Raw genomic sequence first — 12,917 nt, 5'->3', positions numbered from 1 at the left:
CATGCCGTCGCCCGCTCAACAACACTTCATGCGGGTCACCGCGGCGAGCGCCACCGCCGCCGCTGCGAATACCGATGAACCCATCGTCGCCACCGCTTACGAGCACCAGCTGATGCAACTGGCGCAGGACAAGCGGCAACTGAGCGGCATCCAGTCCACGGAGAAGAAGGCAGAAGCCAAGCGCGAGATGCTGCCGAAGTACGCCGCCTGGGTAGACGGCGTGCTGTCGAGCGGGCGCGGTGTGCAGGACGACGTCGTTATGAACGTCCTCGTGTGGCGCATCGATGCGGGCGATTACGCCGGCGCGCTGCCCATCGTCGCGCATGCCATCGAGCATGGCCTGAAGATGCCCGAGCCGTACACGCGCACCACGGCCTGCGTCATTACGGAGGAGTACGCCGACATGGCGCGCAAGGTCCGTGGCGGTGGTGGCGAGGTGGACGTTTCCAGCCTGCTCGCCGTGGCACGCATGACCGACACGCAGGACATGCCGGACCAGGTCCGCGCAAAGCTCTTCAAGGAAATCGGGCTTGCCCAGATCGAGACGGACCCGCCGGCAGCGTTGGCGCGTCTGAAACGCGCGCTCGAGCTGAACAAGAACGTGGGCGTCATCAAGGAAATTGAGCGTCTGGAGACGAAGCTCCGCAACAAGAATTCCACCGACGCCGGCGATGCCGGCAGCGGTTGACACCGAGCGTACCCCGCGCCGGGCGGCAGGGGGCTGACGCAGGCTTGATCGCCCACGCCGACGCCCCCTCCACCGCCCACTACCCAACGGAATCAACGTATGTCCTTCCTCGCACCCGCACCGACCACCGACGCCGGCGAAACCGTCAAGAACGACGGATTCTTCCCGGATATCGACCTCACGACGATGCGCGACACGCAACGTCTCGACGGCACCGTCACGGAGCCGCGCCTGAAGTCCGAGGTCATTGAGGCGATCTTGTACGTCAACGGGGCATTGTCGAGCTGGCGCGCGCAGCGCATCGCCGAAGGCTGCGCAACGCTTGCCGACGTGAAGATGGTCGGAGGGCAGGCGGTAGCAGAAGTCGCAGGCTCGACGGCTCATGTGCTTCGGTACACACGCGCGGTTTTCTGCTGGGCGCACGCCAGTTTGATCGAGCGGTACCGGAACTTCGACGCGACGGCCACCGCTCGGAAGGAAGACGACGTGACTCGGCCAGGTGCCGACGAGCTGCGCCGCGACGCTCAATGGGCCATCAACGACATTACCGGCGCGACGCGCTCGACGGTGGAGCTGATCTGATGCGCGTGCGAGCGATGCAGAACGACACCGTCGATGCGATCTGCTGGCGCGTATTCGGCCGCACGCAAGGCGTGGTCGAAGCAACGCTCGCGGCAAACCCCGGCCTGGCTGACCTCGGCCCCATCCTGCCTCACGGCCATCCGATCGATCTACCCGACCAACCCGCACAGGCTGAGAAAAAGACCGTGCAATTGTGGGACTGACCATGACTGAACCTGTTACCACCAACGCCACGGTCGCCACGGCCGGTGTCGCCCTGATCTCCCTGTTTCCCGGTGTCGATGCCGCCGTGGTTATGGGGGCGTTTGCCGGCGCTGGCGTCTTCGTGTTGGCCTCCGATGACCTGGCACCGTTCAAGCGCCTGGCGTTCTTCCTCATCTCTTTCGTGGCCGGTTGTCTGTCCGCCAGGCTGAGCGCCGACCTGCTCGGCTGGGGACTGCCCGACCGGATTGCCGTCAACCCGGCGGTCGGTGCGCTTGTCGCTGCCGCCGTGGTCATCAAGCTCCTCCTCTGGCTCATCCGCCGCGCGGAGAACCCCGACAAGTTGCTCGACACGTTCAGGGGAGGCCCGAAATCGTGAACACCCTCGAAATCATCAACGCGACGCTCTGTGCCGCGATTGCCGTGCGCCTGATGCTGTTCCGGCGCGCGGCAGGCAGTCACCGACCAGCCGCCGCCTGGCTCGCCTATGCGCTGACGCTCGCGACCGCCTCGGTGCCGATCCGCGTCATCTTCGGTGCGCACCCTGCGGTCGACGTCACCACCGTGGCAATCGACGCGGTGCTGTGCCTGGCCATGTTCGCCGTACGCGGCAACGTGGTGGATCTGTTCCGGTGCAGCGCTGGCGAAGAAAACCCCATCACTCGAATTCTGAGGAAGGTCAATGACACCGCTCGATAACGTGCTTCGCGAGGGCAGTCACGGCGCGGCCGTGCGCACCCTTCAAATCTCGCTCAAGGCATTCGGTGCGGCCATCGACGCCGACGGCTGGTTCGGCCCCGCCACCACCCGCGCCGTCATGGACGTGCAGCAGCACTTCGGCCTTGTGGTCGACGGCATCGCCGGCGCGAAGACGCAGCAAGCGCTCGTCGCTGGCGCACGCACACCGGGGCACCTGACCAGCGCCGACCTGGTAGCGGCCGCCGATAAGCTCGGCGTCGAGCTGGCCGTTGTACGTGCTGTCAACGAAGTGGAGAGCCGGGGCTGTGGGTTCCTGTCCGATGGTCGGCCGATCATTCTGTACGAGCGCCACATCATGTACCGCGAAGTCCGGGCGGTCGGGATGGATGCCCCGGCGCTCGCGCAGCGTTACCCGAACCTGGTCAACCCGAAGCAAGGCGGCTACGTGGGCGGTGCTGGCGAGCATAAGCGGCTCGCTGATGCATGCACCATCGAACGTGCGTGCGCGCTGTCGTCAGCGAGCTGGGGCGCATTTCAGATCATGGCGTACCACTGGAAACGTCTCGGCTACAAGAGCGTCGAGGCGTTCGTGGATCTCATGCGCACGGGCGAGGCGGCGCATCTCGACGCCTTCGTTCGCTTCCTAATGGCAGACCCGGCGCTTCTCAAAGCCCTGCGGGCGAAGAAGTGGACCACCGTTGCCGAAATCTACAACGGCCCTGCCTACGCGCAGAACCTCTACGACGTGAAGCTGCCGCGCGCGTACGACAAGTACAAGGCGCTGGAGGTGGCGGCATGACGCCGGCGGGGAAGGCGTTGGCCGCATTGCTGGCGCTTGCCTGCGCTGCCCTCATCTTCTCCGTCCAACAGTTTCGGCTCGACGCCGCCGTGCGTCGCGCCGGCGCAGCCGAGAAAGAGGTGAAGCAGTTGAAGGTCGATTTGAACGATGCGCGCGAAAACCCTGTTGTCATCACGCAGTACGTCGACCGAGTGCGGGAAGTCCGCGTCAAGGGCGACACGATCATCCAGAAGGTACCCGTCTATGTCACTGCCCAAGCTGATGCTGCTTGCACTGTGCCTGTCGGCTTTGTGCGCCTGCACGACACAGCCGCAGCCAACACCGCGCTTGACGATCCCAGCGATTCTGATGCGCGACCCTCAGGCGTTGCGCTCTCTGCCGTCGCCACAACGGTTGCCGACAACTACACCGCCTATCACGAACTCGCCGCCCGCTTCGACGCCCTGCGCGACAAGCTGCGTCGTAGCCCCTACGTGAGCATCGAAGAAGAGAGCGTCGCCAAGTGAAGAAGCCCAACGCGTTACGAGCCGCCCTGGTGGAAAACAACCCCTATCTCCGGCAGAACCCCGGCAAGCTGCACATCTTTGTCGACCACGGTCGGCTCGAGGCCAGCAGCGAAGCGGGCAAGATCGGATCGAAAGGCGGTTCGTTTCGCTACAGCTACACGCTGAACCTCATCGTCACCGACTATCCCTTCGACTCGCCCACGCTGATGATGCCGATAATCGCGTGGGTCCGTGACTGGCAACCCGAGCTGCTGTCGAATCCCGAGCGGCAACGCGACGGCATCAAGTTTGAGGCCGACATTCTCAACGACGAAGCCGCCGACGTCTCTATCGAAATCCAACTGACCGAGGCGGTCGATGTGCAATACGTCGAGGGCGAGCCCGAGGCGATCTACCGTGAAGAGCCGATGCTCTCCGACGCCGTGCGCGGCTTCCTTGGGATGAACTGATGGCGGGCGACATTCGCGAGCTGGACGCATGGGCGGTGGCGTTGCTCAACGCGCTCGAACCGACCGGGCGTCGCACGCTCGCCCGTCAAATTGCCGTAGAGCTGCGCCGTCAGCAGCAAGCGCGCATCTCCGCGCAGACGAATCCCGACGGCACGGCCTATGAGCCGCGCAAGCCCCAGATGCGGGCCAAGGCCGGACGCGTGCGGCGAAAGATGTTCACCAAGATTCGCACAGCGCGCTACCTCAAGATAGAGGCCACATCAGATAGCGCCGTCGTGAAATTCACCGGTGAAGTACAGCGCATCGCGCGCGTGCATCACTTCGGACTTCGTGATCGAGTCGAGCGGAATGGCCCGACAGTCAAATACGCGGCGCGTGAGCTTCTTGGTATCACCGATGGAGACCGAGAGACAGTTGCTGACCTAATCCTCAAGCATTTATCCCTCTGAGATGGGATTGAGCAAATGAATGCTCAATGGCGAAACAACGTCGACCTCAATTCGAGTGTTGGGGGAAATGTTCTTGAACCAACGCTTCAAAGGCTGCGAGCAGTAAAGACGTACAGAGCCATTCTTGTTGGACGTTCGGTTCACAATCGAATACTGAGGAGTCGGATCATCACCGAGAAGTAACTCGAGCGTCTCGCCGTTATTTCCAAGCAGCCTGCTGCTTCGAACGGGAACATTGAAGAATCCGTTGTCTCGATATGCCGGTGCCAAGTTAAAACTGAAAGAGTCGGTAACTAGCTCCGCGAGAGTGGCTGGCGCTTCGGTAACCTGCTCCCGCTCTACGGCCTCACGCACCTCTCTTTCCCCGTTCCATGACGGCTTAAGCATTGCGATGATGCTGTCCTCAAGTCCCGCCGCAAGGTTGAGATGGAACGAGCCATACTTGTGCAGACCTTTGTCCGCCATTGAGAGGATTTCGACACGGGTGTTCTTTTCGACATGTTCCCGGATATGTTGATGGCATCGAACATTCGTGCTGGAATCTTTGCCGGGCGTAGCGTATGACTGAAATCTCTGCCGAAGCCCCGTAGTCGACTTGCCCACATACATCACTTGACCCTCTACGACAAACGCATACAGCACGTTCTTGTGCAACTTCGCGTGTATGTCGACTTCGGCCTTTAGTGCGCCATCTTCGGATAGCATCCACCGTCCCACGGGCTGAAATCCGATCTCGATCAACTGTTCCATGCAATTGTCCCAACGGTAGAAGTGCAGACTGAGACAGCATTTTACGACCAGTACTCTCGGACTGTTGTCGCCATTGTCGAGACAACAGCACTCGCGTGCCTTTCTCCCGCGCGCGCGGCATCCTGCTCTCATGGATGCCGAACACAACCGACTCATCGCCAATCTGATCGCCACGGGCACCGTCGCGGAGGTCGCCTATAAGCCGCTGCGCGTGCGCGTGCGGATTGGCGAGCGCCTGACCGACTGGCTCGCATGTATTCAGCCGGCCGCTGGTCGCGTGCGCATCTGGTCGCCGCTGAGTAAAGACGAGCAGGTCACGGTCTTTTCCCCGAGCGGCGAGACCGGCAACGGCATTGTGCTGCGTGGCTTGCCGTCTGATCTCATCCTCTCACCGTCCGACAATCCCAACGAGTTCCTGATCGACTTCCCCGACGGCGCGCGCATCGTCTACAACGACGCCACCAGTGCGCTCAATGCCACCGGTATGAAAACGGCGACCGTTAAGGGTAGCGAACTCGCGACCGTGGATTTCCCGAAGGCCAACTTCACGGGAGACGTGCACGTGGGCGGCACGCTCACCGTCGAAAAACTGCTGACCTACAACGGAGGGATGTCTGGACAAGGTGGCGAAGGTGGGAAGACCGTCATCCAGGGCGACCTTACACATCAGGGCGGCAACCTGTCCTCGAACAATGTCGTCGTGCATACGCACACCCACCGCGACGTTCAGAAGGGCGGGGACAACACAGGGGGGCCGCAATGAGCTACCTCGGCATCAACAAGGTCGACGGCTCGAATCTGAGCGACCTGGACCACATCAAGCAGTCCGTGTCGGACATTCTGACAACGCCCGTTGGCTCGCGCGTCATGCGACGTGAGTACGGCTCCATCGTGCCCGAGCTGATCGACCAGCCGAGCAACGACTACACCCGAATGCTGATTCAGGCTGCATGCGTCCTGGCGATTACGCGCTGGGAGCCGCGCCTGTCTCTCACTCGCCTCACGTTCAACATTGGCACCGGCGACGACATCGGCAAGGCCACCGTGGATTTTGAGGCCGACCGTATCGACGGCGGGCGCGACTCGTCGCCTGTGTCCGCAAGCGTCGCTTTGGGGCGAGGTGCTGCATGAGCGCCCTAGTCGACTTCTCGAAGCTGCCCGCGCCGGATGTCGTCGAGCCGCTCGACTTCGAGACCATCCTGAATGCACGAAAGGCTAGCCTGCTCTTGCTGGTGCCCGAGGAAATGCGAGTGACCGTCGCGGCGACGCTCGAGCTTGAGTCCGAGATGCTGACCAAGCTGTTTGAGGAAAACAGCTATCGCGAAACGGGGTGGCGCCAGCGCGTGAACGAAGCGGCCAAGGCTGTCATGCTGCCGTACGCAAAAGGCAATGACCTTGAGAACCTCGTGGCGTTCTTCGAAGTTGAACGGCTGACGATTGTCCCTGCCGACCCCGACGCAAACCCTCCGGTCGAAGCCGTCGGCGAAGACGACGACGCGCTGCTTGAGCGCGCTCAAAACGCCTATGAAGGCCTATCGATCGCTGGGCCGACGAAAGCGTACGAGTTTCACTCACGCTCGGCGGACGGACGCGTGGCGGACGCATCATGTGTGAGTCCGGAGCCATGCGACATCCTGATCACCGCCCTAGGCGCGGCCGACGACGGCACTGTTCCCGAGGAGGCGCTTGCCGCCGTCAGGAAAAAGCTCAGTGAAGAGGATCTGCGCCCCGTCGGCGACCGCGTCACGGTGCAGGCCGCAAGAGTCGTCCTCTACGAGATTGACGCGGACCTTATCGTCGCAGACTCCAGTCCAGAGAAAGCGCTTCTGCTCCCCGCCGCAATGACCAACGCCAAGGCGTATGCCAAGGCACGTCGACGCCTGGGCCAGAGCATCTATCGCGCGAAGATCGACGCGGCGCTGGGCGTCGAAGGCGTGGACAACGTCGAGATCGTGTCGCCGCCGGAGAACATCGCCCGCAATAAGGAAGAGGCAGCGATCTGCACGCGCATCACGCTACGGTTGAAACAGGAAGACGGGACGCTGCTCGGCTCGGTCTCGGCTGAACTCGTGGCGGCGCAATGAAGAAATCGCTACTCCCTGCCAACGCTACCGCGCTAGAGCGTGCTGTAGCGGTCGCGCTATCCGACATTGAGCGCGTACCGGTGCCGCTACGCGATCTGTGGAACCTGCGCACGTGCCCTGTTGCCCTCCTACCGATCCTGGCATGGACAGTCTCTGTCGACCGCTGGGACGAAGCCTGGCCGGAGGCGACCAAACGCGAGGTCATCCGCAAGAGCTTCTGGTTGCATAAGCGCAAGGGCACCATCACGGCCCTACGTCGTGCCGTCGAGCCAATGGGCTACCTCATTGAAGTCATCGAGTGGTGGCAGGAACAGCCCGTCGGCAGGCGCGGCACGTTCCATCTGCGCATTGGAGTACTCGACACCGGCATCACCGACGAGATGTTCAACGAGCTGGTGCGTGTCATTGACGACGTAAAGCCCGCCAGCCGCCATCTAACAGGAATGAATATCAGCCTCGAGATTCGGGGCTATCAGTACAACGGCGCCGCCGCGTATTTCGGCGAAGAGCTTACGGTCTACCCGTACACCCCTGAAGCCGTCGCTGTTGACGGCCCGACTTACGTCGGCGCTGCCGTTCACATCATCGAAACCCTGACCGTCTACCCATGACTGCGACCTACTTCGCTATTGCCACCGACGTTGGCAACGCCAAAGATGCAAACGCAAAAGCCCTCGGCCTGCCGCGAAAATATGTCGCGCTTGCCATTGGCGACGGCGGTGGTGACAACGCCCCCGTACCCACCCCGAAGACGAGCCAGAAAGCGCTGCTCGGAGAGTGGCGTCGTGCGGCGCTGAACTCCCTCGACGTGGACCCGAAAGCCCCGTCGCAACTCATCGCTGAACAAGTCATTCCCGAGACCGAGGGCGGGAAGTGGATTCGCGAGCTGGGGCTGTTCGATGAAGACGGAGACCTGTGCTACGTCTCGAATGCCCCACCGACATACAAGCCAACGCTGCCCGAAGGCTCCGGCAAAACGCAGTCCGTGCGGATGGTCCTCATCAACTCCAGCGGCGTGAATGTCGAGCTTAAGATTGATCCGAGTGTCATCCTTGCGACCCGTGAATATGCCGACAAGGCCCTCGCCGTCGCGATGAAAACGCACGGAGACGCTGCCGATCCACACACGCAATACGCGATGAAGGGCGATGCTTACACCAAAAACGAAGCTGATGCTCGGTTCGCGGCAATTGGCGGATCAACCAAAAACGCCTTTAAGGTGGCCCAGGCAACCCAAACAGATCATGCTGCCCAGTTGGGTCAGATTGTCGGTGTCGTCGGAGCTTCGCGGAATGCGAAGATCGTCATCGATGCACCAACAACGTCTGCAACATTCTCAGCCGACGAACTGACCGTTCAAACCGCACTCGGCGGACTGCGCTACTGCCTTACGAAAATCAATAGCACGCTCGATCTGTCAAAAACAGGCGTGAATGGAATGGATACGGGAGCCGCACCGCTTAGCGGCTTCGTTGCCTACTACGAGATTTTCAACCCCGACACGGATGCAAGAGGCACGCTGGGGCAAAACGCTACTGTGACGGCCGTCACCGAGACCTACACTGGAGCTTACATGCCCGAGGGTTTCACGGCGTCAGCGCTCGTCGCTGTTCTTCCGACTGATGGATCGAGGCGATTCCAAGCCGCCACTGTGATCGGTCGTCGGGTACTCACTGCAACCGTTGGAGTGTTGGCCGCTTCGGCCTGGACGGCAATTACGCCGCTCAACATCGCGATTGCAGTCCCCAAAAATGCAAAGTCAGTTGCCTGCAATGCTGGCGTCGCTAACGCATCCGCCGGCGCGTACATGAACATGCAATTCTCGTCATCGAGCAACGGTGTTGGACAGCGCCAGGTGTCCGGGACTATCGCAATCGCCAATGGCGTCGAATCGTCATCGTTTGACATCGATATTGTCACGCCACAAACCATCTACTACCAGACGGCGTTGAGCGGCGGCAGTGCTGCGTCGTTTTCCATGTCGACAAGCGGATATACGTTCTAAGGCGCAATCAAAATGGCATCCATCGTTCACGTCCAATTCGAAGACGGCACCGAACAGAAGATTGTGAGGGTTTTCGGCAACCCACAGGAAATCGAAAGCTATCCCAATCAGGGAGCAATTCCGAGCGACGACCCGAGATATTCGCTGTACTTCGAGGAGTCCTTGCCGAAATCCGTGCAAGCTTGGTTCATTCGGCCAGGGTATTGATAGGCCGGAGAGAAAAGACGCGGCGGCGTGCCTGGTGCGCTAACACCCGGCACGCCCCGCCCTCGCAGAACATCCCTGCAAGTTTGGCAAGGCCGCGCCACCTGTCGACAGGCCGCGAAACCTTACCACAATTGTGCAAGGCTATTCCATGCAGGAGATCCGCTGCGGTTCGTGCAACCGCAAGCTCGGAGAAGGCGAGTACGTTCGCCTCTCCATCAAATGTGCCCGTTGCGGCACGCTGAATTTTCTGAGGGCCGAGAGCCCCATACCAGCGCGCCACAGAGCGTCGGATATGAGGACACTCTCACATGAGCAACAAGGGCCCCCAGCATCTCGCTGATTTTCTAAATCGCGTATTCCGTGAAGACGCGTTGAGCGTCATGCGGCGCTTGCCCGACCAGAGCATCGACCTGGTGTTCACCGATCCACCGTACTCGTCTGGCGGGCTGCATAGCGGTTCGCGTGCGCGCCCGCCTGGCGAGAAGTACATCAACAGCTCGAACGGCCTCTACCCAGACTTCTCTCACGACAACAAGGACCAGCGTTCGTGGACGTTCTGGTGCATGACGTGGCTGGCCGAGGCGTATCGCATCACGCGCCCCGGCGGCTACCTCGTTTGCTTTGTCGACTGGCGTCAATTGCCCAGCCTGACCGATGCGGTGCAGGGGGCCGGATTCATCTGGCATGGCGTGGCCGTGTGGGATAAGACGCCAGGCTGCGCACGGCCCCGCCGTGGCGGCTTCGCTGCTCAAGCGGAATACATGGTCTGGGCTTCGCGTGGGAGCCTGCCGAAAGAATCGGGAACGTTTCTGCCCGGCGTGTTTTCCGAGCGTCTTCCGCGTCCGAAACAGCATATGACGCAGAAACCCGAGGAACTAGCGCGCCAGGTCGTCCGTCTCGTTCCTCCCGGCTCCACGGTGCTTGACCCGTTCGCCGGCAGTGGCACTTTCCTGAAAGCAGCAAGCGACGCAGGGCATTTTTGGATTGGCTGCGAGCTGGAACCGGCCTATGCGGACATTGCCGAGACTCGGCTTCGTTTACTGGGTTCGGTCGCGTGAGTGACGTTTGCGATCTTTCTATACTCTCTGGGAGAGCAATGGTGCGCTCCCGGTATGCGGAGTATCACATGGAAAATGCACTCGCAAATCGCTTCGTTTGGCACGCTGCGCAGCTCGGATGGATTCTTGGTGCACTCGCCGAGACAACGGCTGGCAATGGCTGGTCGGCGACGGGATGCTTGCTCGTAACCTTCTTCATCTTCTTGGCCGGATGGTTAGGCGACTTTCTAGACGCTGACAAAGCCTAATATAACTGCAGGGGAACTGGCCATTTTCGTTTCGTGAGTGGCCGTTCCCTTGCGTGCATTTCGAACCAACAGATCAACTGCATGAAGATGAGAACCAGATGGCCGATAAAGTCATTGCTTTCTCTGCGTATCTCGCCCCTCAGCGTCCCTTCGCTCCAACCGAAGTTCGCCAGAAACCTTCGTAATTCTGAGCGCAATCGCGAGGGCGAGCAGGAACGGCGCGAGCACACTGGCTACTCTCTCATTCATGGATGGTTCAGCCTCTGCTTTCACTTCCTCCCGCTGCCGATATGCGTCCAAGACCCAATTCAAACGACTTTCCGCCAAGCTGTAAATGTCCTTGACTTCGGTGTCGGAAGACGAGGGATGAGCATGATAGTCGGCTAAGATCGCGGAAAAATCTGACTCGGACGCAGGCGGCTGCGCCGGCATCCGTTTTGCGAAGGATTTAAACCATTCGCACGCGGCGTCGTACTGACGCTGGGAGAGGGAAAACGCGGGTTCTGGTGGCGAATACTCAGACTTCACGAAAGTCCTGCAAGTTTGCCGAACATAGGTGGAGCCAATATCCGACCTGACAAAATCATAGCTGCTTCTAGCGCTATGGTCTGCCGTCTCTAACATGTTGTGCGCAACGTACACCCGAGTGTTGGTAACTGCCCAGAAAAGCCCGAGAGCCCCGACAAATAGATAGACATACTCGGTGAGCTTCCATCCTCTTTTATTGAGCCGAAACCCTGGCGCATAGACCAGGAAAATGTGGAAAGAAAGTATTGCGATTAGGAATACAGCCAACAGTACGCTGTGACGTGTAAACCAGGGAAGTGTGTAATAGCTGTCCATTTTCTGGGTGCCGATAAACGTGTGGTGCGTAATGATAGCGTCACCGATTTCGGTAGTTGTTGTGTGTCAGTCCACGACAACATTAAACACGTGCTTCTCGCGCGAGCGCGAGTGATCCTACCGGCAGGCTTTCCAACACCTCCGGAGGATCTGAATGCCAAGCGATTATCACCACGGCGTACGCGTGCTTGAACTCAACGATGGCACGCGTCCCATTCGTACCATCGAAACCGCCGTCATCGGCATGGTGGTCACGTCTCAAGATGCCGATGCGACCGAATATCCGCTCAATACGCCGGTTCTGAAGACCAACGTGCAGGCCGCTCTCGCCAAGGCGGGCACGAAGGGTACGCTCGCGCCGGCGCTCGACGCCATTGCCGACCAGACCAACTGTGCGACCGTCATCGTGCGCGTGGCCGAAGGGGCTACCGACGCCGAGACCACCTCGGCCATCATCGGCGGCACGTCTGCCGACGGCAAATACACGGGCATGAAAGCGTTGCTCTCGGCAAAGAACAAGGTCGGTGTGCAGCCACGCATTCTCGGCGTGCCCGGTTTCGACAGCCTCGCCGTATCGTCCGAGTTGACCGGCTTGGCGCAGAAGCTTCGCGCTTTCCAATACGCGTCGGCGTGGGAGTGTGCGACGAAGGAAGAAGTCGTCACCTATCGCGAGAACTTCGGCGCACGCGAGACGATGTTGATCTGGCCGGACTTCGTGAGCTGGGATACCACGAAGAACGCCGAAGCATCGGCCTACGCCGTTGCGCGTGCACTCGGTATGCGCGCCAAGATCGATAACGAGACGGGCTGGCACAAGACGCTTTCGAACGTGCCGGTCAACGGTGTCACCGGACTCTCGAAAGACGTCTTCTGGGACTTGCAAGACCCATCGACCGACTCCGGCTTCCTGAACAGCCACGACGTCACCACGTTGATCAATCACATGGGCTTCCGCTTCTGGGGTTCGCGCACCTGCTCGGCAGATCCGCTCTTCGCCTTCGAGAACTACACCCGCACCGCGCAGATCCTCGCCGACACGATGGCCGAGGCGCACTTCTGGGCGGTCGACGGCCCGCTGAACCCATCGCTGGCGCGCGACATCATCGAGAGCATCAACGCGAAGCTTCGCTCGATGGTCAATGCGGGTTATCTGATCGGCGGAGCTGCCTGGTATGACGAGACGGCCAACACGAAGGAGACGCTCAAGAGCGGCCAGTTGTTCATCGACTACGACTACACGCCGGTCCCGCCGCTGGAGAACCTCCAGTTCCGTCAGCGCATCACCGATCGATACCTGGTCGACTTCGCGGCCAAGGTCGCGCAAGCCGCCTAATCGACGTCACTAGAGA

General features: G+C 60.6%; 21 protein-coding genes. 19 read left to right on the top strand and 2 right to left on the bottom strand.

Translation table 11 applies throughout. The annotated features are described in order from the left end of the window. The first annotated feature begins 1 nt into the window (after window position 1). The 9 genes from gpM to PAN31117_RS20405 all read left to right on the top strand — a co-directional run bounded on the left by gpM (window position 2) and on the right by PAN31117_RS20405 (window position 4,373). Window positions 2–688: a phage terminase small subunit gene (gene gpM, locus PAN31117_RS20445; RefSeq protein ID WP_125347795.1), complete on the top strand. Its 687-nt coding sequence runs from the start codon at window positions 2–4 to the stop codon at window positions 686–688. Window positions 689–787: 99 nt separating this feature from the next. Next, entirely contained in the window at window positions 788–1,270 is a 483-nt protein-coding gene (locus tag PAN31117_RS20440; RefSeq protein ID WP_150739803.1) for a head completion/stabilization protein, read from the top strand. Then, complete coding sequence (locus PAN31117_RS20435) at window positions 1,270–1,473, top strand: tail protein X (RefSeq protein ID WP_150625711.1); 204 nt, start codon at window positions 1,270–1,272, stop codon at window positions 1,471–1,473. Before PAN31117_RS20440 ends, PAN31117_RS20435 begins: the two co-directional genes overlap by 1 nt. A 2-nt stretch (window positions 1,474–1,475) precedes the next feature. Then, on the top strand, window positions 1,476–1,850 hold the full coding sequence (locus PAN31117_RS20430) for a putative holin (protein WP_150739802.1): 375 nt from the start codon (window positions 1,476–1,478) through the stop codon (window positions 1,848–1,850). Next, entirely contained in the window at window positions 1,847–2,170 is a 324-nt protein-coding gene (locus PAN31117_RS20425; RefSeq protein ID WP_150739801.1) for a phage holin family protein, read from the top strand. Before PAN31117_RS20430 ends, PAN31117_RS20425 begins: the two co-directional genes overlap by 4 nt. Next, complete coding sequence (locus PAN31117_RS20420) at window positions 2,154–2,969, top strand: N-acetylmuramidase domain-containing protein (RefSeq protein WP_150739800.1); 816 nt, start codon at window positions 2,154–2,156, stop codon at window positions 2,967–2,969. Before PAN31117_RS20425 ends, PAN31117_RS20420 begins: the two co-directional genes overlap by 17 nt. Continuing rightward, window positions 2,966–3,475, top strand: a complete 510-nt coding sequence (locus PAN31117_RS20415; RefSeq protein ID WP_150739799.1) for a hypothetical protein — start codon at window positions 2,966–2,968, stop codon at window positions 3,473–3,475. Before PAN31117_RS20420 ends, PAN31117_RS20415 begins: the two co-directional genes overlap by 4 nt. Then, the gene (locus PAN31117_RS20410) at window positions 3,472–3,924 is read left to right on the top strand and encodes a phage tail protein (protein ID WP_150739798.1); all 453 of its coding nucleotides are present in this window, start codon (window positions 3,472–3,474) and stop codon (window positions 3,922–3,924) included. Before PAN31117_RS20415 ends, PAN31117_RS20410 begins: the two co-directional genes overlap by 4 nt. Beyond that, entirely contained in the window at window positions 3,924–4,373 is a 450-nt protein-coding gene (locus tag PAN31117_RS20405; protein WP_150739797.1) for a phage virion morphogenesis protein, read from the top strand. The genes PAN31117_RS20410 and PAN31117_RS20405 overlap by 1 nt, the downstream gene beginning before the upstream one ends. Here the strand turns inward: PAN31117_RS20405 and PAN31117_RS20400 are convergent. Then, a complete protein-coding gene (locus PAN31117_RS20400) occupies window positions 4,362–5,123 on the bottom strand; it encodes a GIY-YIG nuclease family protein (RefSeq protein WP_150739796.1) in 762 nt (253 codons plus the stop codon). The two genes, PAN31117_RS20405 and PAN31117_RS20400, sit on opposite strands and share 12 nt — an antisense overlap. 130 nt (window positions 5,124–5,253) lie before the next feature. On the opposite strand from PAN31117_RS20400, the gene PAN31117_RS20395 reads away from it, so the two are divergent. From PAN31117_RS20395 to PAN31117_RS20355, 9 genes are all read left to right on the top strand, one after another. Continuing rightward, on the top strand, window positions 5,254–5,886 hold the full coding sequence (locus PAN31117_RS20395; protein WP_150739795.1) for a phage baseplate assembly protein V: 633 nt from the start codon (window positions 5,254–5,256) through the stop codon (window positions 5,884–5,886). Then, on the top strand, window positions 5,883–6,254 hold the full coding sequence (locus tag PAN31117_RS20390) for a GPW/gp25 family protein (RefSeq protein ID WP_150739794.1): 372 nt from the start codon (window positions 5,883–5,885) through the stop codon (window positions 6,252–6,254). Before PAN31117_RS20395 ends, PAN31117_RS20390 begins: the two co-directional genes overlap by 4 nt. After that, complete coding sequence (locus tag PAN31117_RS20385; protein ID WP_150739793.1) at window positions 6,251–7,207, top strand: baseplate J/gp47 family protein; 957 nt, start codon at window positions 6,251–6,253, stop codon at window positions 7,205–7,207. The genes PAN31117_RS20390 and PAN31117_RS20385 overlap by 4 nt, the downstream gene beginning before the upstream one ends. Next, window positions 7,204–7,818: a phage tail protein I gene (locus PAN31117_RS20380; protein WP_150739792.1), complete on the top strand. Its 615-nt coding sequence runs from the start codon at window positions 7,204–7,206 to the stop codon at window positions 7,816–7,818. The genes PAN31117_RS20385 and PAN31117_RS20380 overlap by 4 nt, the downstream gene beginning before the upstream one ends. Beyond that, complete coding sequence (locus PAN31117_RS20375; protein WP_150739791.1) at window positions 7,815–9,212, top strand: phage tail protein; 1,398 nt, start codon at window positions 7,815–7,817, stop codon at window positions 9,210–9,212. The genes PAN31117_RS20380 and PAN31117_RS20375 overlap by 4 nt, the downstream gene beginning before the upstream one ends. Before the next feature lie 12 nt (window positions 9,213–9,224). After that, entirely contained in the window at window positions 9,225–9,419 is a 195-nt protein-coding gene (locus PAN31117_RS20370) for a hypothetical protein (protein WP_150739790.1), read from the top strand. Between the two features lie 148 nt (window positions 9,420–9,567). Beyond that, window positions 9,568–9,759 carry a Com family DNA-binding transcriptional regulator gene (locus PAN31117_RS20365; protein WP_150739789.1) on the top strand — a complete coding sequence of 64 codons (192 nt, stop codon included), beginning with the start codon at window positions 9,568–9,570 and terminating at the stop codon, window positions 9,757–9,759. Then, window positions 9,728–10,477 (top strand): DNA-methyltransferase, encoded by a 750-nt coding sequence (locus tag PAN31117_RS20360; protein ID WP_246189188.1) that lies wholly within the window; start codon window positions 9,728–9,730, stop codon window positions 10,475–10,477. The genes PAN31117_RS20365 and PAN31117_RS20360 overlap by 32 nt, the downstream gene beginning before the upstream one ends. 68 nt (window positions 10,478–10,545) lie before the next feature. Next, window positions 10,546–10,725, top strand: a complete 180-nt coding sequence (locus tag PAN31117_RS20355; RefSeq protein WP_150739788.1) for a hypothetical protein — start codon at window positions 10,546–10,548, stop codon at window positions 10,723–10,725. A 111-nt stretch (window positions 10,726–10,836) separates the two neighbouring features. Here PAN31117_RS20355 and PAN31117_RS20350 read toward each other — a convergent pair whose 3' ends face one another. Then, on the bottom strand, window positions 10,837–11,568 hold the full coding sequence (locus tag PAN31117_RS20350; protein ID WP_150739787.1) for a hypothetical protein: 732 nt from the start codon (window positions 11,566–11,568) through the stop codon (window positions 10,837–10,839). A gap of 154 nt (window positions 11,569–11,722) precedes the next feature. On the opposite strand from PAN31117_RS20350, the gene PAN31117_RS20345 reads away from it, so the two are divergent. Continuing rightward, window positions 11,723–12,901, top strand: coding sequence for a phage tail sheath protein (locus tag PAN31117_RS20345; protein WP_150739786.1), 1,179 nt, complete (start codon window positions 11,723–11,725; stop codon window positions 12,899–12,901). Window positions 12,902–12,917: the final 16 nt, after the last annotated feature.

This window comes from Pandoraea anapnoica, assembly GCF_902459765.1.
In the GTDB taxonomy this organism is placed as follows: Bacteria; Pseudomonadota; Gammaproteobacteria; order Burkholderiales; family Burkholderiaceae; genus Pandoraea; species Pandoraea anapnoica.
This window is presented reverse-complemented; position numbering and strand designations above follow the sequence as displayed.